The sequence below is a fragment of the Polaromonas aquatica genome, assembly GCF_050626995.1.
GTDB lineage: Bacteria > Pseudomonadota > Gammaproteobacteria > Burkholderiales > Burkholderiaceae_C > Polaromonas > Polaromonas aquatica_A.
Genome location: NZ_CP192467.1, coordinates 1,385,632 through 1,406,043, shown reverse-complemented (window position 1 = coordinate 1,406,043; position 20,412 = coordinate 1,385,632). Strand labels below are relative to the sequence as shown.

Annotated in this window: 21 protein-coding genes; 12 read left to right on the top strand and 9 right to left on the bottom strand. The window is 62.6% G+C overall.

All coding sequences use genetic code 11. The features are described 5' to 3' along the window. Positions 1-101 precede the first annotated feature (101 nt). Both ACQ4MS_RS06710 and ACQ4MS_RS06705 read right to left on the bottom strand, forming a co-directional pair. Positions 102-518 carry an organic hydroperoxide resistance protein gene (locus ACQ4MS_RS06710; RefSeq protein WP_431098587.1) on the bottom strand — a complete coding sequence of 139 codons (417 nt, stop codon included), beginning with the start codon at positions 516-518 and terminating at the stop codon, positions 102-104. A 63-nt stretch (positions 519-581) separates the two neighbouring features. After that, positions 582-1,040 (bottom strand): MarR family winged helix-turn-helix transcriptional regulator, encoded by a 459-nt coding sequence (locus ACQ4MS_RS06705; protein ID WP_431098585.1) that lies wholly within the window; start codon positions 1,038-1,040, stop codon positions 582-584. Positions 1,041-1,163: 123 nt separating this feature from the next. Between ACQ4MS_RS06705 and ACQ4MS_RS06700 the strand changes: the two genes are divergently transcribed. Further along, positions 1,164-2,078 (top strand): class I SAM-dependent methyltransferase, encoded by a 915-nt coding sequence (locus ACQ4MS_RS06700; protein ID WP_431098584.1) that lies wholly within the window; start codon positions 1,164-1,166, stop codon positions 2,076-2,078. Positions 2,079-2,096: 18 nt separating this feature from the next. Here the strand turns inward: ACQ4MS_RS06700 and pcaQ are convergent, their stop codons facing one another. Next, the gene (gene pcaQ, locus ACQ4MS_RS06695) at positions 2,097-3,053 is read right to left on the bottom strand and encodes a pca operon transcription factor PcaQ (protein ID WP_431098582.1); all 957 of its coding nucleotides are present in this window, start codon (positions 3,051-3,053) and stop codon (positions 2,097-2,099) included. 140 nt (positions 3,054-3,193) lie between these two features. Here pcaQ and pcaH point away from each other — a divergent pair, with 140 nt between their 5' ends. The 4 genes from pcaH to ACQ4MS_RS06675 all read left to right on the top strand — a co-directional run bounded on the left by pcaH (position 3,194) and on the right by ACQ4MS_RS06675 (position 6,165). Further along, positions 3,194-3,907 (top strand): protocatechuate 3,4-dioxygenase subunit beta, encoded by a 714-nt coding sequence (gene pcaH, locus ACQ4MS_RS06690; protein ID WP_431098581.1) that lies wholly within the window; start codon positions 3,194-3,196, stop codon positions 3,905-3,907. A 15-nt stretch (positions 3,908-3,922) separates the two neighbouring features. After that, positions 3,923-4,519: a protocatechuate 3,4-dioxygenase subunit alpha gene (gene pcaG / locus ACQ4MS_RS06685; RefSeq protein ID WP_431098580.1), complete on the top strand. Its 597-nt coding sequence runs from the start codon at positions 3,923-3,925 to the stop codon at positions 4,517-4,519. 240 nt (positions 4,520-4,759) lie between these two features. After that, positions 4,760-5,149, top strand: a complete 390-nt coding sequence (locus ACQ4MS_RS06680; protein ID WP_431098578.1) for a VOC family protein — start codon at positions 4,760-4,762, stop codon at positions 5,147-5,149. A gap of 140 nt (positions 5,150-5,289) precedes the next feature. Then, positions 5,290-6,165, top strand: coding sequence for a DUF2971 domain-containing protein (locus ACQ4MS_RS06675; RefSeq protein WP_431098577.1), 876 nt, complete (start codon positions 5,290-5,292; stop codon positions 6,163-6,165). Positions 6,166-6,198: 33 nt separating this feature from the next. Here the strand turns inward: ACQ4MS_RS06675 and ACQ4MS_RS06670 are convergent, their stop codons facing one another. Then, positions 6,199-7,032, bottom strand: coding sequence for a siderophore-interacting protein (locus tag ACQ4MS_RS06670; RefSeq protein WP_431098576.1), 834 nt, complete (start codon positions 7,030-7,032; stop codon positions 6,199-6,201). A 408-nt stretch (positions 7,033-7,440) separates the two neighbouring features. On the opposite strand from ACQ4MS_RS06670, the gene ACQ4MS_RS06665 reads away from it, so the two are divergent. After that, positions 7,441-8,550, top strand: a complete 1,110-nt coding sequence (locus tag ACQ4MS_RS06665) for a mechanosensitive ion channel family protein (RefSeq protein WP_431098575.1) — start codon at positions 7,441-7,443, stop codon at positions 8,548-8,550. Here ACQ4MS_RS06665 and ddpX read toward each other — a convergent pair. After that, positions 8,537-9,133: a D-alanyl-D-alanine dipeptidase gene (gene ddpX, locus ACQ4MS_RS06660; protein ID WP_431098574.1), complete on the bottom strand. Its 597-nt coding sequence runs from the start codon at positions 9,131-9,133 to the stop codon at positions 8,537-8,539. The two genes, ACQ4MS_RS06665 and ddpX, sit on opposite strands and share 14 nt — an antisense overlap. Positions 9,134-9,216: 83 nt before the next feature. Next, positions 9,217-10,716 (bottom strand): AMP nucleosidase, encoded by a 1,500-nt coding sequence (locus ACQ4MS_RS06655; RefSeq protein ID WP_431098573.1) that lies wholly within the window; start codon positions 10,714-10,716, stop codon positions 9,217-9,219. A 124-nt stretch (positions 10,717-10,840) separates the two neighbouring features. Here ACQ4MS_RS06655 and ACQ4MS_RS06650 point away from each other — a divergent pair, with 124 nt between their 5' ends. Then, positions 10,841-12,196: a S1 family peptidase gene (locus tag ACQ4MS_RS06650; protein WP_431098572.1), complete on the top strand. Its 1,356-nt coding sequence runs from the start codon at positions 10,841-10,843 to the stop codon at positions 12,194-12,196. Continuing rightward, positions 12,193-13,191 (top strand): FHA domain-containing protein, encoded by a 999-nt coding sequence (locus tag ACQ4MS_RS06645; protein ID WP_431098571.1) that lies wholly within the window; start codon positions 12,193-12,195, stop codon positions 13,189-13,191. Before ACQ4MS_RS06650 ends, ACQ4MS_RS06645 begins: the two co-directional genes overlap by 4 nt. A gap of 20 nt (positions 13,192-13,211) precedes the next feature. On the opposite strand, the gene ACQ4MS_RS06640 is transcribed toward ACQ4MS_RS06645, so the two are convergent. The 3 genes from ACQ4MS_RS06640 to ACQ4MS_RS06630 form a co-directional block, all read right to left on the bottom strand. Then, positions 13,212-13,412, bottom strand: coding sequence for a YqaE/Pmp3 family membrane protein (locus tag ACQ4MS_RS06640; protein ID WP_431098570.1), 201 nt, complete (start codon positions 13,410-13,412; stop codon positions 13,212-13,214). 83 nt (positions 13,413-13,495) lie between these two features. Beyond that, positions 13,496-14,866, bottom strand: a complete 1,371-nt coding sequence (gene gorA, locus ACQ4MS_RS06635; protein WP_431098569.1) for a glutathione-disulfide reductase — start codon at positions 14,864-14,866, stop codon at positions 13,496-13,498. A 64-nt stretch (positions 14,867-14,930) separates the two neighbouring features. Beyond that, positions 14,931-15,821, bottom strand: a complete 891-nt coding sequence (locus ACQ4MS_RS06630) for a LysR family transcriptional regulator (RefSeq protein ID WP_431098568.1) — start codon at positions 15,819-15,821, stop codon at positions 14,931-14,933. Between the two features lie 154 nt (positions 15,822-15,975). Between ACQ4MS_RS06630 and ACQ4MS_RS06625 the strand changes: the two genes are divergently transcribed. From ACQ4MS_RS06625 to ACQ4MS_RS06610, 4 genes are all read left to right on the top strand, one after another. Further along, positions 15,976-16,629, top strand: coding sequence for a glutathione S-transferase family protein (locus ACQ4MS_RS06625; protein WP_431098567.1), 654 nt, complete (start codon positions 15,976-15,978; stop codon positions 16,627-16,629). Beyond that, positions 16,626-17,597, top strand: a complete 972-nt coding sequence (locus tag ACQ4MS_RS06620; protein ID WP_431098565.1) for a pyridoxamine 5'-phosphate oxidase family protein — start codon at positions 16,626-16,628, stop codon at positions 17,595-17,597. Before ACQ4MS_RS06625 ends, ACQ4MS_RS06620 begins: the two co-directional genes overlap by 4 nt. Positions 17,598-17,725: 128 nt before the next feature. After that, the gene (dbpA, locus tag ACQ4MS_RS06615) at positions 17,726-19,174 is read left to right on the top strand and encodes an ATP-dependent RNA helicase DbpA (protein ID WP_431098563.1); all 1,449 of its coding nucleotides are present in this window, start codon (positions 17,726-17,728) and stop codon (positions 19,172-19,174) included. Positions 19,175-19,534: 360 nt separating this feature from the next. Beyond that, the gene (locus tag ACQ4MS_RS06610; protein ID WP_431098562.1) at positions 19,535-20,401 is read left to right on the top strand and encodes a transglutaminase-like domain-containing protein; all 867 of its coding nucleotides are present in this window, start codon (positions 19,535-19,537) and stop codon (positions 20,399-20,401) included. Positions 20,402-20,412: the final 11 nt, after the last annotated feature.

Here is a 20,412-nt window from a genome sequence, read left to right as displayed (position 1 = left end):
TGACAACCACCCCCGTCCAGGCTCACTGCGTGTAGCCTGTTCCCCCTCAAGGGGGCGGCGCCTGCGGTCTGGCAAAGCCAGTCCCGCGGCCCCTGCTGGCTTTATTTCAGGGTAATGGTCACGTCAATATTGCCGCGGGTGGCGTTCGAGTAAGGGCAAACCTGGTGTGCAGCGTCAATCAGGTCTTGCGCGGCGGCGCGGTCCATGCCGGGCAGGGTGATGTCCAGACGCACGGCGATGCCGTAGGCGTTCGGGATCTTGCCCAGGTCAACGCTGGAGTCGATGGACACGTCGTCAGGGACAGCGATCTTCTTCATGCCGCCGACAGCCTTCATCGCACCGATGAAGCAGGCTGCGTAGCCGGCTGCGAACAGCTGCTCTGGGTTGGTGCCGGTGCCGGCGGTGCCGGGCGAGCTCAGCGTGACGTCCAGGCGGCCGTCGTCGGTTTTGGACTTGCCGTCACGGCCGCCGGTGGTATGTGCGTGGGCGGTGTAGAGAACTTTTTCGAGCTTGGTCATGGTGGTTTCCTTTGGAGAATGCCCCGGATCGGGACGGGTTTAAAAAACAGAAAGGTGAATATGTCAGGCCGTGAGGCGCTGGCGAAATGACTGGACTTGCTGCGTCAGCGACACCAGCTCAGGGACAGAGCATTGGGTGGCGCTCATGATGCAGCCGGGAATCTTGGCGGCCCTGGCCTTGAGCTTGCGGCCCGCGGCCGTCAGCGTGATGTGCACACGGCGCTCGTCTTCGACGGCACGGATGCGTGAGACGAGCCCGGCCGATTCCATGCGCTTGAGCAGCGGCGTCAGCGTGCCTGAGTCCAGGTACAGCCGTTCGCCGAGTTCCGAGACCGTGAGGCCGTCCTGCTCCCACAGCACCAGCATCGCCAAGTATTGCGGGTAGGTCAGGCCCATCTCTTCGAGCATGGGCTTGTACAGCTTGGTCATGGCCAGGGAGGTGGAATACAGCGCAAAACACAGCTGGTTGTCCAGCTGCAGCATGGCGTCAGCGGCATTCGCGGTGTCGGTTTTGTTCGGCATGTCTGAATTATGGCGAACAATTGAATTGTGTGCAAGTTAATTGCTTCGGAATGTTCCAGCCTGCTTTCCAGGGGCTTTTAACCGGCTCAGCCTGTACCGGGTACACGCCACTAAACTTGAGGCATGCAAACACCCAGCTCCGCGCGCGCGGCAAAGCCTATGAAGGGGGCCGCAAAGCCCGCACCCGCAGCACAAGCTATTGAAGAACTCCGCCCAGGCCAGTCGATCGAGCTGCTCAAGGAACTGCACATCCTCACGCGTGAGGGAAAACTAAACCAGGACACGCGGCGCAAGCTCAAGCAGGTCTACCACCTGTACCAGTTCATCGAGCCACTGCTCAATGAGGTGGCGGCGGAGAAGGCGGATTTCACACTGGCCGACCACGGGGCCGGCAAGTCTTATCTGGGCTTCATCCTGTACGACCTGTTTTTTAATGTCGCGCACCGCGGCGAAAAAATCGACGGCCATGTCTACGGCATTGAAACGCGCGCCGAGCTGGTCGACAAGTCACGCGTGCTGGCCCAGCGGTTGGGCTTTGGGCGCATGTCGTTCCTGAATCTGTCCGTGCAGGAGGCCACCACCTCGGCCGAACTCCCGCCTACTGTGGACATCGTCACCGCCCTGCACGCCTGCGACACCGCCACCGATGACGCCATTGCGTTCGGCCTGGCCAAAAACGCCCGCCACATGGTGCTGGTGCCGTGCTGCCAGGCCGAAGTGGCCGGTGTGCTGAAGAAAAGCCGTGCATTGTCACTGTCTCGCACGCCCCTGGCCGAGCTTTGGCGGCACCCGCTGCATACGCGCGAATTCGGCAGCCAGATCACCAATGTGCTGCGCTGCCTGCAGCTCGAAGCCCATGGCTATCAGGTCACCGTGACCGAGCTGGTGGGCTGGGAGCATTCGATGAAGAACGAACTCATTCTGGCCAGCCGGCCCGCGCAGCCGCAGCTCGGCAAAACACGCGCAGCCCAGACGCGCTTGCGCGAGGTGCTGGAGGAACTGGGCCTGGGTGAGCTGACTGCCCGCTTTGCGGCGTAAACCGCGCCGGCCTGAAAACTAGGGAAAGGCCGATGCCTCGTTGCGGCGTTCCGCGGCCAGCACGCGTATGGTGGCGATCAGCTGATGCTGTGCTTCGGTAGGCGCCATGTCGGCGCGCAACGTCAGCCCCACCAGTTCTTCGGTGCCGGCCATGCTGACGGGCAGGCGCGCCAGCGTTCCCTTGTCCAGGTCCGGCCGGACAGCCCCTAGCGGCGCCAGCCACACAGCATCGCTTTGCAGCGTGTAGCCGCGTGCGATGGACACCGACAGCGTTTCGACCAAGCGCACAGGCGGCGGCAAGCCGCGTGTGAGGAAAAAGCCGTCGGCGGTATGGCGTATGGCCGTGCCCTGCGTGGGTAGGATGGTCGTGAAGCCTTGCAAGCCGGCCAGCGCATCGGCCTTGTACCCGGCCTGCGCCAGCAACGGGTGGCCGGGGCGCACCGCCAGCACCAGCGGGTCTGCATACAGGTGCTCAAACGTCAGGCCCAGCATATGGGCGGGTTCTGCGAAACGCCCGATCACCAAGTCCAGTTCGCGCTGGCGCAGGCTGGCCAGCAGTTCGGGGTTCGAACCAGTCTGGATGCGAAGGCTGGTTTGCGCCTCTGGCCCGGCCTGGGCCTCTTGCCGCACCAGCAGCAAGGGCATCAGCCACGGCGCCACGGTGGGAAGCACGCCGATGGCAATCACCGCGCTGCCCTGCCGCCGTGTCTGCGCGACGCTGGCGACCGCTTCGCGCAGCGCACTCACGCTGGCGCCGGCATGCCGCATAAAAGCTTCGCCTTCGCGTGTAGGCACGGCGCCCTTGCGTCCGCGCTCAAACAGCCGCACGGTGAGGAGGTCCTCAAGTTCTTTCAGCGTTTTGGACACTGCGGGCTGTGTGATGGCCAGCACGTCGGCGGCCTTTTGCAGGCTGCCGTGCTGCGCCACCGCCAGGAAACACTGCAGGTGCCGGTATTTGATGCGTTCATCGACCATGCTCCAATTGGAACATTTGGTTATGGATAAGTCGAGAAAATGTCAATATACATAACCATTAAGGCCGATTACAGTCACGGCAGCGTAGAAAAGCGTGCCCGCTACAAGGGCGCCAGCGCATGCAACCCAATGGAGACACCATGAAACCCGACCTGAACAACAGCTTTCTGGCCCCACGCGACTGGACCAGCCATTCGCCCCATATTTATCCCGGCTACAAATCCACGCTGCTGCGCGGCCCCAAGCAGCCGCTGGTGCCCATCAAACAGGCGCTCGCACAGCTCGATGCGCCGGTTTACGGCGCCGAACAGCTGGGTTCGCTCGACAACGACCTCACCAAAAACGCCGTGAAGAATGGTGACCCGCTGGGTGAACGCATCATCGTCACCGGCCGCGTGCTGGACGAGGACGGCCGGCCGGTGCGCAACACGCTGGTGGAAGTCTGGCAGGCCAATGCCGCCGGCCGCTACGTGCACAAGGTCGACCAGCACGACGCGCCGCTGGACCCGAACTTCCTGGGTGCCGGCCGCTGCATGACCGACAACGAAGGCCGCTACAGCTTCAAGACCATCAAGCCCGGCGCCTATCCCTGGGGCAACCATCCCAACGCGTGGCGGCCGCAGCATATTCACTTCTCGCTGTTCGGTGATTACTTTGCCAGCCGCCTGGTCACGCAAATGTATTTCCCGGGTGATCCGCTGCTGGGCTACGACCCCATGTACATGGGCGCGCCCGAAAGCGTGCGCGAGCTGATGGTCTCGAAATTCAGCCTCGACGTGACCCAGGCCGATTACGCGCTCGGCTATGTGTTCGACATCGTGCTGCGCGGCCCCAAAGCCACGCGTTTTGAATAAGGACGGGACAACAACATGAGCCAGCTCAAACAAACCCCTTCCCAGACCGTCGGCCCTTTCTTTGCCTACGGCCTCACACCCACGCAATATGGCTACGACCTCAAAAGCCTGTTCACGCCCGTGCTGGCCCAGCCCACTGCGAAAGGCGAACACATCCGCATCACCGGCCAGGTGTTTGACGGCGCCGGCAATGCCGTGATGGACGCCATGGTCGAGATCGCCCAGCCCGACGGCAGCGGCCAGTCCATCGCTTCAGTCGCCGATGCCGAAGCACGGGGCTTTACAGGGTTTGGCCGCTGCGGCACCGGCACCTTGCCGCAAAGCCATTACGAGTTTTTCACCGTCAAGCCCGGTGCTGTGGCGGGGCAAGCGCCCTTCATCAACGTCTGCGTCACCATGCGCGGCCTGCTGGTGCATACCTTCACGCGTATCTACTTTGATGATGAGGTGGATGCGAACGCCAAAGACGCCGTGCTGGCCAGCGTACCGGTCGAACGGCGGGGCACACTGGTTGCCCAGCGCAGCATGACGGGCGCCGGGCCGGTTTACCGCTTCGATATCCGCATGCAGGACAGCGCGGCCGGCAAGGAAACGGTGTTCTTTGATCTGTGAGCGCGCACCCTGAGAGATTGTTCTGCTATCAATTAAATAGCTGATTGCGCCGCAATTATTGGGCTGCGGTTGTTTTTTTGCGAAAATTTTCGGGTTCCAACTGCCCTTCAGCGCGGTTGGCTGCAGGTGCAGCGTATAGCCGCCATAGCGGCAATACCGCAAGGAAGGTTGTACGCGCGCCGCTGTGCAGGCGCGGCGCGACCGGGCTATAAAACAGGCCATCACCCTAAGGAGCTTGCCATGACCATTCACCTTGACCACTTCATCGTATCGGCACGCGACAAGGTGGCCTCTGCCAGACTTCTGGCAGAGCTGCTGGGCGTACCCTGGGCTGAAACCACGATAGGACCCTTCTCAGCCGTCTACATCAACGACGGCCTGACGCTGGACTTCATCGACACCGACGAAGACTTTCCCGTCGAGCATTTCTGCTTTCGCGTGAGCGATCAGAAGTTCGATGCGATCCTGGGACGCATCCAGGCCGCCGGCATTAAATACCGCAGCTCGGTGCGCGGCCCCATGGACATGCAGGTCAGCACATATCTTGGCGGCAAAGGCATTTACTGGAATGAGCCCGAGGGGCACCAGTGGGAGATGTTGACTGTGAGCTATGCGAGGCAGGCTGGGTGAGGCTTTAACGAATGCCTTCGCAGTCAAAGGATGCCTCCTTTGAGAAAAGGCTGATATAACTCGGACGATTGCATCAAAAGCACCACTCATGCAGCGAGGCGCTGGCGTGGCTACTGATCTCGAACGCTAGGTCTACGTATATGCGCCAAGTCACCGATTTTTTTGCGACGTCCGCCGATAAGTCTCTATTTCACTATACGGGGGTTGGTTCCCTCCTCGGAATTGCAAAGTCAGGCAAGGTCTGGGCAAGCCATATCTATTACCTCAACGATTCAAAAGAAATAGTACATGCATGTGATTTACTTCGGGACGCGCTTGAGCCGCGCTTGATGTTCGATCAACTATTAACTGCAGAGGATCGTGCTTTTGGGGAGCAATTCCAATCATGGGCCAAGAGTTTTTACAACACCCATTACTGCCTATTCGTCTTCTCCCTCTCCGAAAAAGAATCTCTGCTCAGTCAATGGCGAAGCTATACGCCACATGGCAAAGGGGTCAGCATCGGGTTTAGCCCTGAGCTCCTCAATGAATTGATCCAGACCAACGATCTGAAGATTGCTCGCTGTGTGTATGACCCTGTCGAGCAGAGCACACTCCTCTACAGTCTCTTTGGCAAGCTCCTGACAACATTTCGGCAGGAGCGACCAATATTCGATCCGCATCAGGCGACAGTAGACACGCGATACTTTCCTTTTCTGGAGCGCTTTCGCGGAGAGGTTTTACAGGTCTTAGCAATCATGAAACATAGGGCATTTGAGGAAGAGCAGGAATGGAGGCTCATCACTCCATACTTCCCTAGTTACGCAACTCCCGCTATTCAATTTCGCGAAGGAGCATCCCTTTTAGTGCCATACACCGAACTTTCGCTAAGCGAATCGCGCCCGATTTTTGAAAAGATCATCCTCGGACCTACCGCTCACGAAAATCTATCGATGTCAGCTTTGTCAATGTTCCTGAGTAATCAGGGACTATGCAATCAAGTTGTCAATAGCCACATTCCTTATCGAGAGTGGTGAGACTCAGGTCCACTACCCGCAGGACTTACGAGCTCAATCCTCACCATAGTCATGGTCCGGGTGATTGACGGTGCCCAGCTTCCAGTAGCCGCGACCCACGACGAGGCTGCGCTCTACGCCCAGCTCTTCAATCAATAGTTTCCGGATGCGGCGCATGGCCGCGGCCTCGCAGGCCAGGTAAATGCGGGTGCCGGGTGCGGGCGCGCCGGCTTTGCGCAACGCGGCTTCGAGTGCTTGGCCGGCTTGGGTGTTGTCGCTGCCACGTGCGGTCCAGTGCGCATCCACTTTGGCAGCGCTGTGCAGCGGACGTTCTTCTGCCGCATCCACCACTTCAATCAGCACGCGAGCCTGGGCCGTGGCGGGCAGCGCGGCCAGGATGGTTTCAAACGCGGGCAGGGCGCTGTCGTCGCCGATCAAAAAATGCGCCGGCGCGTCCAGCGCGACTTTGTAGCCCGGGCCTGGGCCCATCAAATACAGTACCTGGCCCGGCTGCGCCTGTGCAGCCCAGGTGGATGCGGGGCCGTCGCCGTGCAGCACAAAGTCAACGTCCACCTCATGCACATCGGCACGCACCGCCAGCGGCGTGTAAGTGCGCATGGATTTCGCACGCGGCCCGTCGGGCAGTGGGCGGTCAGGTTCGGTCTGCCCCGGCTCGGGAAAGATCAGCTTCATGTAGCAAGCCGGGTCTGCCACCTCAAAGCCTTCCAGCTCCGCACCTTGCAGCGTGATGCGGCGCATCAGCGGGCTTAGCGTCTGCACGCGGGTGACCTGTACGCGACGAGGCGGCCGCCGCTTGCGCGGTGCGGCCTCGGGAGAAGGAGATGCGGCCGTGGGCGCTGGAGTGGCGGCCGGGTTGGTTGTGGACATGGGTGTCTTTCAGGGCGGCGCATCGCGCTGCAAAGGTTAAAGAGGGTTAAAGATGGTAAAGCTCTAATTGAGAATAATTATCATCTGAATGCAATGGACTGGTAGTGCGCAGGGGAAAGACTGGCACGTGTCCTACTTGGAGCGTGGCTCCGCTGCAGTAGAGTAAATGAGAACGAGCAAGGTAAAAAGCCAGCACGCGCTGTTCCCCGGGTCCAGGGCCACCGGCCCCCCGGCGTTTTCCTGTTCTTCCGCTCTCCTTCTTGCGTTCCTTCTTCCGTTTTCCGTTGCCACTTCATCTCCAGCGTATGACCACCATTGGAATCCCCGCTTCCCCCATGCCAGCCGAGCCATGCTGCACGGCTGCGGCGAGCCGGCCAGGGAACTCCCTGAAACACGCCTGGGCCTGCAATGAACCTCGCTGAACTCCTCTCCTGGGCGGACGACTCTTCCCTGCACGTGCTGCTGGCAGCGGGCGTCAGCGTGGCACTGGCCCTGGTGGTGCACTCCATAGGCGCTGTTATTGTCCTGCGCCTGACGCGCTCCATGCCGGTGATGGCCAAGGTCGTCGAACAATGCCGCTCCCCCGTGCAGGTGCTGCTGCCGCTGATTGCCCTGCAGGCCGTATGGCACGGTGCGCCGGATACCTTTCCGCTGATCAGCGGCGTGCGCCACGCCAATGGCCTGCTGCTGCTGGCCGCACTGACCTGGGCGGGCATGCGCGCGGCGCGCGGGGCTGCGCTGGGCGTGGTCGGCCTGCACCCGGTCGATGTGGAAGACAACCTCAATGCCCGCCGCATCCACACGCAGACCCGCATGCTGGCGCGCACCGCCATGTTCATCGTGCTGCTGACCGGGCTGGCACTGATGCTGATGACCTTTCCCGGCGCCCGCCAGTTCGGGGCCAGCCTGCTGGCTTCTGCGGGTGTGGCGGGGCTGGTGATCGGTATCGCGGCCCGGCCTGTGTTCAGCAACCTGATTGCCGGGCTGCAACTGGCGCTGGCACAGCCCATCCGCCTGGACGACGTGCTGATCGTGCAGGGCGAATGGGGCCGTGTGGAGGAGATCACCGGTACCTACGTGGTGCTGAAGATCTGGGACGAGCGGCGCCTGATCGTCCCGCTGCAATGGTTCATTGAAAACCCCTTCCAGAACTGGACACGTACGGGCGCGCAGATCATCGGCACCGTGTTCCTGTGGGTGGACTACCGCATGCCGATCGAGCCCCTGCGTGATGCTGCCCGCCGCGCCTGCGAGGAAGCGCCCGAGTGGGACAAGCGCCTGTGCCTGCTGCAGGTGGTTGAATCAGGCGAGCGCAGCATGCAGCTCCGGGTACTGGTGACCTCCGCCAACTCCAGCCTGAACTGGGACCTGCGCTGCAAGGTGCGCGAGGCGCTGGTGGACTTCATGCAGCGTGAATACCCGCAGCATTTGCCGCTGGTGCGCACCGAATCGGCCGAACCGCGGCCTCCTGCCGAGCCGCCCGCGGACGGCTCGGCCGGTGAGCTCAGGCGGCCTTGAGGCGGGCGGGCTGCTGGCCCTTGCTCACGCAGTGCATGAAGGCGTGGCTGTCGATCAGCGGAAAGCTTTTGGCGTCCGGCAGCTGGTAATGCCACCACTCGTTGGGGTGATGCACAAAACCCGCTTCCAGCATGATGGTCAGCAGCCTCATGCGGTTGAGCTGGACGGCCACGGAATGCGCCGCATGAAAATGGTGTGACGCTGTGCTCATGGTGTCGACGGGTGTGCCCATGTCCAGTTCCTGCCCGTCCGGGGACAACAGCGTGACGTCAAGCGCTACGCCCCGTGTGTGGTTGGAGCCCTTGGCCGGGTCTGCAATGTAGGCGGGGTTGGGGGCCACAGCCCAAAGTGCCTCCTGGGCTTCCTGCGGCCTGAAAGCATCAAAGATCTTGAACTGAAAGCCCATGCCTTTCGCGGCGGCTATGGCCTTGCGCAGGCCGGCGTCGGCTTGTGGATGCAAAAAGCACAGCGCGCTGTCATAAATCACCTGGCCGGTGAAGTTGTTTGTGCCTGCGTAGATCAGGTCGATTACCACGCCATGGCTTGCTTCTGTGACGGGAACGAGCGGTAAAAGGGAGTCCATGGAGTGGTTCTATGTATGAAATTGGCCTGTAGCCCAATGATATTGGGCGCAATGAGCTATCAAAAAGATAGCAATTAGTGATTCTACTGGAACGCGACTTCCGAAAAACTGCGCAGTTTGCGGCTGTGCAACTGGGTGATGCCTTCGGCGCGCAGCAGTTCGATGGCACGTATGCCGATGCGCAGGTGCTGGTCGACGCGTTCGCGGTAGAAGTGGTTGGCCATGCCGGGCAGCTTGATCTCGCCGTGCAGCGGCTTGTCGCTCACGCACAGCAGGGTGCCATAGGGCACGCGAAAGCGAAAACCGTTAGCGGCAATCGTGGCGCTTTCCATGTCCAGCGCCACGGCGCGGCTCTGGCTGAAGCGGCGCTGCGGCTGGTTGCCCGGCAGCAGTTCCCAGTTGCGGTTGTCGGTGGAAGCCACCGTGCCGGTGCGCATGATGCGTTTGAGGTCAGGGCCTTCCGCATGCGTCACGTCAGCCACGGCTTTTTCCAGTGCCACCTGGATTTCGGCCAGCGCCGGGATCGGCACCCACAGCGGCAGTTCCTCGTCCAGTACATGGTCTTCGCGGACATAGCCGTGGGCCAGCACATAGTCGCCCAGCTGCTGGCTGTTGCGCAGGCCGGCGCAGTGGCCCAGCATGATCCAGGCGTGCGGTCGCAGCACGGCGATGTGGTCGGTGATGTTCTTGGCATTGGCCGGGCCCACGCCGATGTTGACCATCGTGATGCCGGTGCGGTCGGCGCGCAGCAGGTGGTAACCCGGCATCTGCGGCAGGCGGGGCGGCTGCACGCCAAGCTCGTCGCCGGGCTCGGCGGGCAGGCCGGTGCGCCGGGTCACCACATTGCCGGGCTCGATGAAAGCGGTGTACTCGCTGTTGGGGTCGGCCATGGCTTCGTGACCCAGGCGCACGAACTCGTCGATGTAGAACTGGTAGTTGGTGAACAGCACGAAGTTCTGGAACCAGTGCGGCGAAGTGCCCGTGTAATGGCGCAGGCGCTGCAGCGAATAGTCCACGCGTGCCGCTGTGAACAGCGACAGCGGCTGCGGCTCGCCCGGCAGGGGTTCATACGTTCCGTTGGCGATGCCGTCGTCCATGGCGGCCAGGTCGGGCAGGTCGAACACGTCGCGCATCAGCATGCGACGCGCGGCATCCATGCTGCCCTCGATATGGTCGTTCTCCGCAAACGAGAAGTGAATCGGGATGGGCTGCGTGCTCGTGCCTATTTCCAGTTCCACATCGTGGTTCTGCATCAGCAGGCGGAACTGCTCGAGGTAGTAGTTGCCATAAAGGTCTGGGCGGGTCAGCGTGGTCTCAAAACGGCCGGGCCCCGCCACAAAGCCGAAACTCAGCTGCGAGATGTCCGGCGTCTCCAGGATGGCCCTGGCCACCGTGTCGGTGTGGATACGCACGAAGGGATAGCAGGCGCGCACATGGCCGGGCAGGGTTTCGCCGGCCACGTAACGCTGCATGGCGTCGCGCAGGTGGGAAATCTGCTGGTCATAGATGGCACGCACTTGCGCCAGTGCGGCGGCTGGGTCCCGATAGCGGGTGGGGGCAATGAAGGGCGGCAGGTAGGGCATCAAAAAGCCTTGTTGTTATGAGGCAGGGAGGGCGGGTACAACGGATGAATATCGGCAAGCGTAGCACCGCGGGACATGCGCATCATTGTGCGGCAAGTGCCACGGCACACCCTAGAATGCCCTGATGAAACACCACAATCCCCCGGGGCACCTGCGCGCGGCGGCAGCAGCCTTGCTGTGTGCCCTGTGCATGCATCTTGCCCAGGCGCAGGCTCCCGTACCGGGCCGCGCCCCGCAGGCACCGGCGGCCGCACCTGCCCAGATTTCCCGCGACGCCCAGCGCGCTTATGAAACCACGCGCGACAAGCTGGTGCAGATCCGCACGTTGCTGCGCAACTCCAACACGCAAGCCAGCGTGGGATCAGGCTTTTTTGTGTCCGCGAACGGGCTGATCATCACCAACTTCCATGTGGCCAGCCAGCTTGCGCTGGAGCCTGAGCGTTACCGCGGCGTTTACGTGCCGGTGGACGGCAAGGAAGCCGAAGTCGAACTGCTCGCCTTCGATGTGCGCAACGACCTGGCCCTGCTGCGCGTGAAGACACCGGCCACGCAAATGCCGCAGCTGGCTTTTCGCGGCGCCGACAGGCCTCTGGCACGCGGCGAGCGGATTTATTCGCTCGGCAATCCGCTTGATATCGGCTTTGCCGTCACGGAAGGCACTTACAACGGCCTGGTGCAGCGCAGCTTTTACCCGCGCATCTTTTTTGGTGGCGCGCTGAACCCCGGCATGAGCGGCGGCCCGGCACTGGACGATGCCGGCCAGGTGGTCGGTGTGAACGTGTCCAAGCGCCTGGATGGCGATTTGCTGAGCTTTCTGATCCCCGCCGAATTCGCCCAGGCCCTGCTGGCGAAGGCCGCGTCAGCCAAACCCATCACCAAACCCGCACATGCCGAAGTGGCGCGCCAGCTCGGTGAACACCAGGCGCTGCTGACGCAAAAATTCACGGCGGCTCCCCTGACGGGGCAAAAGCACGGCGGCTACAGCGTGCCTGTACCCGATGACGCGCTGGCCCGCTGCTGGGGCCGCGGGCGCGAGCCTGACTTCAAGGCCTTCGACCTGGAGCGCACCGACTGCCAGATCGACAGCCATGTGTTTGCGGGCGACTTCAACACGGGGTATATCCGCCTGCGCTATGAGGCCTATGACGCGCCGAGACTAGGTCCTCTGCGTTTTGCCGCCATGTATTCGCAAAGTTTTGGCAATGAATATTTCTCCACACGGGGTTCCCGCAAAGCCACGCCGGCCGAATGCTCGGAACGTTTTATCGAGACCGGTGGCATGCCGATGCGCGCCGTGGTGTGCATGAGCGCTTACCGCAAGCTGCCCGGCCTGTACGACGTTTCAGTGCTCACCATGTCGGTCAACCAGTCCACGCGCGGCGTGCAGGGCCGCATGGATGCGCAGGGCGTGAGTTTTGACAACGGCCTCAAGTTGGTCGCGCACTACCTCGGCGGCTTCAAGTGGGAGGCCGCACCATGAGCGCCGGCAACCTGGGCCTGCTGCAGGCCACCGACCGTAACGGCGCGCTGGTGGGCTGGCATGACATCAGGCACTGGCCCGTGACTGTGGGCCGCTCCCTGCAGGCCGACATGGTGCTTGATGACAGCCACGTCGCCGCCGAGCACCTTCGCATAGACCGTTCGCCTGAAGGCGAGGTGCTGGTGCAGGTGCTGGACACCGTCAATGGTGTGGCGCTGAACCGTGCGCAACATGGCCGCGATACGCAGTTCACCTGGCCGCCTGGTGAGACCTTAACGCTTGGGCGCCTGAAGCTCGGCCTGCGGCTGGCGGAAGAGCCGGTCGTTGCCGAAGAGCCTTTGCCGCACTTTCCCTGGCGCACGGTCGGCTGGACGGCGCTGGCGGTGGCGGGCATGCTGGCCCTGGTGGTGGGCCAGTCGTGGTTAACGTTGACGGAGCCGTCGCAGCTGGCGCGTCAGCTGCCCGGCCTGGTGGCCGTGGTGGTGATGGCGGTGGCCGTCTGGGCGGGGCTATGGGCGCTGGCGACCAAGCTTTTCACCCATCGCCTGCAGTTCTGGCGCCATGTGCGCATCGCCTGCACCAGTTCGTTGGCCATACAGTTTGTTTCCACACTGGCCGGCATGCTGGCCTTCATGTTTTCGCTGGAAAGCCTGGCGCGATTTGAGTTACCGCTGGTGCTGCTCGGCACTGCAGCGGCGATCTACGTACACCTGACGGTCATCGTTCCGCAACGCCGCCGTGGCCTGGCGGGACTGGTGGCCGGCGTGGCCGTGCTGGGCATTGTGGCGATGCTGGGGACCAACTGGCTGCAGAACAAGCGCCTGTCCAACAAACTCTACATGTCCACCCTCTATCCGCCATCCCTGCGCATGGCGCCTGCGGTGCCGGTCACGCAGTTTCTGGATGAAGCCGGCGCCATTCGCCAGCGGCTGGATGAACGCCTGAAGGACCGCGAACCGGATTCCGATACCCCGGAAGATCCGGACGTGGACTGAACCAGGCCTGGGCGTGCGGCTTACGTCCGTCCCTGGCTGGCCAATGCCTGCTTGATCTTCTGGTCCGTCTTGTACTGGCTGAGCGCATAAACCGCCCAGATTGTGGCCGGCAGCCATCCGATCAGGGTGATCTGCAGCAGCAGGCAGAAGATGCCTGCAAACGGTCGCCCGATGGTGAAGAAGGTCAGCCACGGAAGAATCAGCGCAATCAGCAATCTCATTTTTCTTTCTCCTCAGTCGTTAAAAAAATGCTGGCCCCTCCACGGGTCATTGGCACTAGGAATGGCACCGGCGGATCGTGAAGTCAGCCTTTGACCGGTTCGCGCATGGTGACAAACTCTTCCGCCACGGTGGGATGGATGCCGATGGTGCTGTCAAAAATCGCCTTGGTCGCGCCGGCCTTCATGGCCACCGCAAATCCCTGCACGATCTCGCCGGCATCCGGCCCGACCATGTGCAGGCCCACCACGCGGTCGGTGGCGTCCTCGACCAGCAGCTTCATCAGCGTGCGTTCGGTACTGCCGCTCAGCGTGTGCTTGAGGGCCTTGAAGTCGGCCCGGAACACCGTGACCTTGCCGAATCTCGCGCGCGCATCGGCTTCTGAATACCCGACCGTGCCGATATTGGGATGGGTGAAAACCGCCGTCGGGATGAACTCGTAGCTCATGCTGCGCGGCTTTTTGCCTGCGGCGGGGCCGAAGAGCTGATCCACCACCACCATGGCTTCGCCTGTTGCCACCGGGGTGAGCTGTATGCGCGCCGTCACGTCGCCCAATGCATAGATGGACGGCACCGAGCTCTGGTAGTGCTCGTTGACCTGTATCGCACCGGCTGCGTTCACCGCCACACCCACCGTTTCCAGCCCGATGCCGCTGGCGTTGGGCACACGGCCCGTGGCGTAAAGCACCGCGTCCACTTCGAGGCCGGCGGCGCCGCCCTTGAAAGCGATTCGCAAGCCGGTGTCCGTTTTGGTGATGGAGTCCACTTCGGTGCCCAGCTGCAGCTTGACGCCGGTCTTGCTCATTTCGGCAGCGATGAAGCGGCGCACGTCGTCGTCAAAACCTGTGAGCAGCATGTCGCGGCGATGCACCTGCGTGACCTCGGCCCCCAGGCCGTTGAAGATGGAGGCGAACTCGCAGGCGATGTAGCCGCCGCCCACCACCATCAGGCGCTTGGGAAAGGGATCGAGGTCGAACATGTGGTCGGAGGTCAGCACATGCTCACGGCCCGGCAGTGCGGGCACGGTGGCGGTGCCGCCCGTGGATACCAGGATGTGTTTCGCGGTGAATTTTTTATCGTCGACCTCGACGGTGTGCTCGTCGAGCAGCCGGGCCCAGCCCTTGACGATTTTCACGCCGGCGTTTTCGAGCAGCTGCACGTAAATGCCGTTGAGCCGTGCGATCTCGCGCGCGCGGTTGGCCTTCAGGACGTTCCAGTCGAAGACCGGTGCCTCGCCGCTCCAGCCGAAGCCGCGGGACTCTTCAAAGCTGTCGCCGTAATGGGCGGCGTAGCTGTAGAGCTTTTTCGGAATGCAGCCGACGTTGACGCAGGTGCCGCCCATGGCCGCGAACTCGGCCAGGCCCACGCGCGCACCGCGCTGCGCCGACATGCGCGCGGCGCGAACGCCGCCGCTGCCGCCGCCGATCACAAAAAGGTCAAAGTCAAAAGTCTGCATGCGCTGTGTTCCTTGTTCTGCTGTCTGCTGGTCGTGGTTTTTTCGGATGCCTGGATGGCGGCCCTCAGGGCTGGAATTCCCGGAGTTCCTGTTTCATCCACTCAATGAACACCCGCGTGCGCATGGGCAGCAGCCGGGCGTGCGGGTAAACGATGTTGATGGGCCGGGGCGGTGGCTCGTACTCCTCCAGCACGGTGCGCAATTGTTTGGCCTTCAAAAATGGCGCCACCTGGTAGGACAAAAACGACCCGAATCCCGTCCCGGCCGCGCAGGCCGCCACGGCCGGTGCGATCTGGTTGAACTCCAGATTACCACTGACCGCCAGCCGAAGCGGCCGGCCCCTGTCATTGAACGGGCCCCATGTGGGGGAATGGTCGGTGATGCGCACGCAGTTGGCCTTGAGCAGGTCTTTGGGGTGCTTTGGCACGCCGTGGCGGCGAATCCAGGCCGGGCTGGCCACCACGAGGCGCCGGATGGTACCCACCTTCTGCGCCACCAGGCTGGAATCTTCGGGCTCGCCTATGCGTATGCCTACGTCGATGCCTTCCTCCAGCAGGTTGACCACGCGGTCCAGCAGCACCATGGAGCAGCGCATCTTCTCGTGCTGCTGCACAAAGCGCGTGACAGCCGGCGCCACATGCATTTGCCCGAACAGCATGGGCGCGGTGATGGTCAGGTGGCCCGCCGGCTCGGCCGCGTCGGCCGAGAGTGCTGCCTCGGCATCGGCGAGTGCTGCCAGCAGCTGACGGCAGCTCTCCAGGTGGCGCCGGCCTTCCTCGGTCAGCGAGATGCGGCGCGTCGTGCGGTTGAAGAGGCGCACGCCTAGCTGCGCCTCAAAACCGGCCAGTGTGCGCACCATGGCCGGCAAGGATGACTCCATGACCTGGGCCGCGGCCGTGAGGCTGCCTTGTTCGGCAATGTGAATAAAGGCCTGCATGGCTCTGAGTTTGTCCATGGGCGCCATGCTACGCCTGTTCAGGTGATTCATCCAGTTAATGGATTAGTCAAATACATCTTCAGACATTTATTCAGGATAACGGTTCAAACAGAATCCATTCCCGAGAGCCTCTCTTTCACTTCAACCTTTTTCGACCCACAGAAAGTCCGCCATGAGCACTCCCGCAGCCAAAGCCCAGCCCGCCCAGCCCATACGCCTGTACCGTGTCGCCGTCTCCGGCCATTCGCACCGGGTGGAACTGTTTCTTTCGCTGCTGGGCCTGCCCTTCGAGCGCATCGAGATCGACCTGGCCACCAAGGGGCACAAGACGCCGGCCTTCCTGGCCATGAACGCCTTCGGCCAGGTGCCGGTGATCCAGGACGGCGAGGTCACGCTGGCCGACTCCAATGCCATCCTGGTCTACCTCAACGCGCGCTACGCACCGGATGCCGAGCAGTGGCTGCCGCGCGACCCGTTGGCCGCTGCGGCTGTGCAGCGCTGGTTGTCGGTTGCGGCCGGGCAGCTCGCCTACGGCCCGGCGGCCGCGCGAGTCATCCAGCTGTTCAAGCGACCGGAAAGCCCGGAAGCCATTGAGCGCGCGCACGCCCTGTTCGCGGTAATGGAGCAGCAACTCGGCCAGTCGGCCTTTCTTGCGGGCAGCACACCCACGCTGGCCGACATTGCCAACTACAGCTATTCGGCCCATGCACCCGAGGGCAAGGTTTCGCTGGAAGCCTACCCGCGCATACGCGATTGGTTGGCCCGCATCGAGGCCTTGCCGCGTTTTGTGCCTATGGTCAGGACACCGATAGGGCTGGCTGCATGAGCACCGCCACTTTCCATGAAGGCGAGCGCGCCGCGCAGGCGCGCGTGGGGGCTGCCGTGCGCGCACGCATGGCGGAAATCGGTCCACGCGTGATCCGCGACTTCATGCCCGACCAGCACCGCGAGTTTTTTGAGCAGCTGCCTTTTGTGGTCGCCGGCACGGTGGATGCCGCCGGCCAGCCCTGGGCTTCGGTGCTGGCCCAGCCGCCGGGGTTTATCCAGTCGCCCGATGCGCGTCATTTGACTTTGCGTGCCCAACCGCTGTCGGGCGACCCCCTGCAAGGCACGTTGATGGATGGCGCCGCGATAGGTTTGCTGGGCATAGAGCCGCATACGCGCCGGCGCAACCGCATGAACGGCATCGTGCGCGGCGTCAATGCTTCGGGCTTCGCGGTGGAACTGAGCCAGAGTTTTGGCAACTGTCCCAAATACATCCAGGCGCGCGAGCCCGTCTATGTGGACCGTCCTTCGCCCGCGAATGGGCCGGTCGTCCACGAGTCGGCGCAGCTGAGCGATGCGGCGCGCCGCATGATTGAGCAGGCCGACACGCTGTTCATCGCCACCGCCTATGCGGGCAACGGAAGGGCCAATAGCGAACAAGCCGGCCGCGCCGGCGGCGCCGATGTTTCGCACCGCGGCGGCAAGCCCGGCTTTGTGCGCGTGGAGGCCGACAGCACGCTGACCGTGCCGGACTTCGTCGGCAACTACTTTTTCAACACGCTGGGCAACCTGGTGGTCAACCCGCGCGCCGGCCTGCTGTTCATTGACTTCGACACCGGCGACCTGCTGTACCTGGCCGTCACGGCCGACATCATCTGGGAGGGCCCCGAGGTTGATTCCTTCGCCGGGGCGCAGCGCCTGATGCGTTTCAAGGTGCAATCCATGCGCCTGGTGGAATCTTCCTTGCCGCTGCGCTGGGGCGAGGCGGAACTGTCGCCGATGCTGGAGGCCACAGGAACCTGGAATTGAATTTCAGGCTTGAGTTCTAGACAAGGCGAGGGCGAGGTTCAGCTGATTTTTTTGGAATGCATCATCCTGTGTTGAACCAACCCCAGAGGCCGGTTTAAGGATTTGAGGGCCAAAGCCGATAATGGGGGATGAGTTCCTCTTCTGCATCTTCTTCCGCCTCTTCTCCCAGCAACACCGACTTCGCCAGCCTGCCGCTGAACGCCGCCGTGCTGGCCAATCTGCAGCAGCTCGGCTACCTCAGCATGACACCTATCCAGGCTGCCAGCCTGCCGGTGGCGCTGCTGGGCAAGGACCTGATTGCCCAGGCCAAAACCGGCAGCGGCAAGACCGCTGCCTTTGCGATCCCGTTGCTGGCCAACCTGAACGCCAGGCGCTTCGCGGTGCAAGCCATGGTGCTGTGCCCCACGCGTGAGCTGGCCGACCAGGTGGCGACTGAAATCCGCCGCCTGGCGCGCGCCGAAGAAAACACCAAGGTCGTGGTGTTGTGCGGCGGTGTGCCGCTGCGCAACCAGACCGCCAGCCTGGAAAACGGCGCGCACATCGTGGTGGGCACGCCCGGCCGCATCATGGACCATCTGGCGCGCGGCAACCTTACGCTGGAGGCACTCAACACCCTGGTGCTCGATGAAGCCGACCGCATGCTGGATATGGGATTTTTCGAAGACATCGTTACCGTCGCCAAGCAGTGCCCGAAAGAGCGGCAGACCCTGTTGTTCTCGGCGACCTACCCCGAAGGCATCGCCAAACTGAGTCAGCAGTTCATGAAGACGCCGCAAACCATTAGGGTAGAGGCCCAGCATGAGAAAACCAAGATCCAGCAGCGCTGGTACCAGGTACCCGACAGCGACCACGACGAAGCCCGGCTGGGCGCCGTCGCGCAGGTGCTGCGGCACTTCCGCCCGGCCAGCACGCTGGCTTTTTGCAACACCAAGTCGCAGTGCCGCGCACTGGTGGCCTATTTAAAAGAGCAGGGCTTCAGCGCACTGGCCCTGTTTGGTGAGCTCGAGCAGCGCGAGCGCGACCAGGTGCTCGTGCAGTTTGCCAACCGCAGCTGTTCGGTGCTGGTCGCCACCGATGTGGCTGCACGCGGCCTGGACATCGCGCAACTCGCGATGGTCATCAACGTCGACGTCACGCCCGACGCCGAGGTACACATCCACCGCATAGGCCGCACCGGCCGCGCCGACGAAGAGGGTTGGGCCATCAGCCTGGCCAGCATGGATGAGATGGGTTACGTCGGAAAAATCGAGGTGCTACAGAAGGCCGAGTCCGAGTGGCACAAATTGTCCGAACTGACGCCTGCCAGCAATGAGCCACTGCTGCCACCCATGGTGACCCTGCAAATCGTCGGCGGCCGCAAGGAAAAAATTCGCGCCGGCGACGTGCTGGGCGCGCTGACCGGCGAGGCAGGCTTCACACGTGAGCAAGTCGGCAAGATCAACGTCAACGAGTTTTCCACCTATGTGGCGGTGGACCGCGCGATTGCCGCTGAAGCTCTGCACAAGCTGTCCACCGGCCGCGTCAAGGGCAAGAGCGTGAAGGTGCGGTTGCTGGATGACGAGCGTGAAGGCCGCTGATCCGGATTTGAGAGCCAAATTGGCCTCTGGCCCAGGAATTCAAGCAGTCTATTGCTATTAAATTAATAGCAAATTGTGGACTGGGTGGCGGGGATGCGTGCTTGATGTAGGCGTCCGCGCTACCGGCAAGCCGGACACCACATCCAGATGCTGGGCGCCAAAACCGCAAACTGCTGATCCGCTACCTGGGGAGGTCCACAATGACCGCTACACCAGGTCAGCGCCATTTGTGACATGGGCTGCGCCGCAAGAGGGACCGATTGCGCTGGTGAAATGCTCCCCCTTTTCATTGATTGAAGGCTGCGCGGCGCACGGCCCATTCGGGCTTTGCTTCTGTAATGTCGGCAAAGAAAGAACGCCATGGTCAGGCTCCAGTTCTCTGTTGAACTCAACTACGAGGTCGCGCCTCCCGGCGGCGACTTCATCTTTAATGTGCATGCTGCGCACACGCAGCAGCAGGTCGTGCTGAGCGAGAACCTTCTGCTGAGCCAGCAAGTGCCCTACACCATAGACACCGATCCGGCGAGCCGGAACCGCTACCTGCGCTTGCAGGCCCAGCCGGGCCCGCTGCAGGTGCGCTATGAGGCCGCAGTTGATATTTATCACCACACGGCGTCACCGGCTGAGCTGGGCGAAGTGCCGGTCTGCCAGCTCCCCGGCGCCGTGCTGCCCTACATCTACCCGAGCCGCTACTGCCAGTCAGACCGGCTGCAGAAGCTGGCTTCCAATGAGTTCGGCCATTTGCAGCAGGGTTACAGCCGGGCGGAAGCCATTTGCCAATGGGTGCAGCAGCGCGTGAGTTTCGAGTCCAACAGCTCGCACGGCAGCACCTCGGCGATCGACACGGTGGTTGAACGCGTCGGCGTGTGCCGCGATTTTGCGCACCTGATGATCGCGCTGTGCCGGGCTCTCAACCTGCCGGCGCGTTTTGCCACCGGCATTGATTACGGCGCCGATCCGGCCCTGGGTCCCCCCGACTTCCATGCCTATGTCGAGGTCTACCTGGGTCATCGCTGGTACCTGTTCGACCCGTCGGGCACCGCCATTCCCATGGGGTTTGTGCGTTTTGCCACCGGCCGTGACGCCGCCGATGCGGCTTTTGCGATGCTGTTCGGCAGCGTCACTTCCAGCGCGCCCACCATCCACATCCGGGCCGTGCCCGATGGCTACGGGCAGCTGGTGGTGCCCCAGCATGTGAGCCAAGCGCTGTCGACCGACGGCCTTTGAGCGCGGAGCGG

Excerpts from the sequence above, each read along its gene's own strand:
- ACQ4MS_RS06710 (WP_431098587.1), bottom strand. The coding sequence starts at position 518 with ATGACCAAGCTCGAAAAAGTTCTCTACACCGCCCACGCACATACCACC.
- ACQ4MS_RS06705 (WP_431098585.1), bottom strand. The coding sequence starts at position 1,040 with ATGCCGAACAAAACCGACACCGCGAATGCCGCTGACGCCATGCTGCAG.
- ACQ4MS_RS06700 (WP_431098584.1), top strand. The coding sequence starts at position 1,164 with ATGCAAACACCCAGCTCCGCGCGCGCGGCAAAGCCTATGAAGGGGGCC.
- pcaQ (WP_431098582.1), bottom strand. The coding sequence starts at position 3,053 with ATGGTCGATGAACGCATCAAATACCGGCACCTGCAGTGTTTCCTGGCG.
- pcaH (WP_431098581.1), top strand. The coding sequence starts at position 3,194 with ATGAAACCCGACCTGAACAACAGCTTTCTGGCCCCACGCGACTGGACC.
- pcaG (WP_431098580.1), top strand. The coding sequence starts at position 3,923 with ATGAGCCAGCTCAAACAAACCCCTTCCCAGACCGTCGGCCCTTTCTTT.
- ACQ4MS_RS06680 (WP_431098578.1), top strand. The coding sequence starts at position 4,760 with ATGACCATTCACCTTGACCACTTCATCGTATCGGCACGCGACAAGGTG.
- ACQ4MS_RS06675 (WP_431098577.1), top strand. The coding sequence starts at position 5,290 with ATGCGCCAAGTCACCGATTTTTTTGCGACGTCCGCCGATAAGTCTCTA.
- ACQ4MS_RS06670 (WP_431098576.1), bottom strand. The coding sequence starts at position 7,032 with ATGTCCACAACCAACCCGGCCGCCACTCCAGCGCCCACGGCCGCATCT.
- ACQ4MS_RS06665 (WP_431098575.1), top strand. The coding sequence starts at position 7,441 with ATGAACCTCGCTGAACTCCTCTCCTGGGCGGACGACTCTTCCCTGCAC.
- ddpX (WP_431098574.1), bottom strand. The coding sequence starts at position 9,133 with ATGGACTCCCTTTTACCGCTCGTTCCCGTCACAGAAGCAAGCCATGGC.
- ACQ4MS_RS06655 (WP_431098573.1), bottom strand. The coding sequence starts at position 10,716 with ATGCCCTACCTGCCGCCCTTCATTGCCCCCACCCGCTATCGGGACCCA.
- ACQ4MS_RS06650 (WP_431098572.1), top strand. The coding sequence starts at position 10,841 with ATGAAACACCACAATCCCCCGGGGCACCTGCGCGCGGCGGCAGCAGCC.
- ACQ4MS_RS06645 (WP_431098571.1), top strand. The coding sequence starts at position 12,193 with ATGAGCGCCGGCAACCTGGGCCTGCTGCAGGCCACCGACCGTAACGGC.
- ACQ4MS_RS06640 (WP_431098570.1), bottom strand. The coding sequence starts at position 13,412 with ATGAGATTGCTGATTGCGCTGATTCTTCCGTGGCTGACCTTCTTCACC.
- gorA (WP_431098569.1), bottom strand. The coding sequence starts at position 14,866 with ATGCAGACTTTTGACTTTGACCTTTTTGTGATCGGCGGCGGCAGCGGC.
- ACQ4MS_RS06630 (WP_431098568.1), bottom strand. The coding sequence starts at position 15,821 with ATGGACAAACTCAGAGCCATGCAGGCCTTTATTCACATTGCCGAACAA.
- ACQ4MS_RS06625 (WP_431098567.1), top strand. The coding sequence starts at position 15,976 with ATGAGCACTCCCGCAGCCAAAGCCCAGCCCGCCCAGCCCATACGCCTG.
- ACQ4MS_RS06620 (WP_431098565.1), top strand. The coding sequence starts at position 16,626 with ATGAGCACCGCCACTTTCCATGAAGGCGAGCGCGCCGCGCAGGCGCGC.
- dbpA (WP_431098563.1), top strand. The coding sequence starts at position 17,726 with ATGAGTTCCTCTTCTGCATCTTCTTCCGCCTCTTCTCCCAGCAACACC.
- ACQ4MS_RS06610 (WP_431098562.1), top strand. The coding sequence starts at position 19,535 with ATGGTCAGGCTCCAGTTCTCTGTTGAACTCAACTACGAGGTCGCGCCT.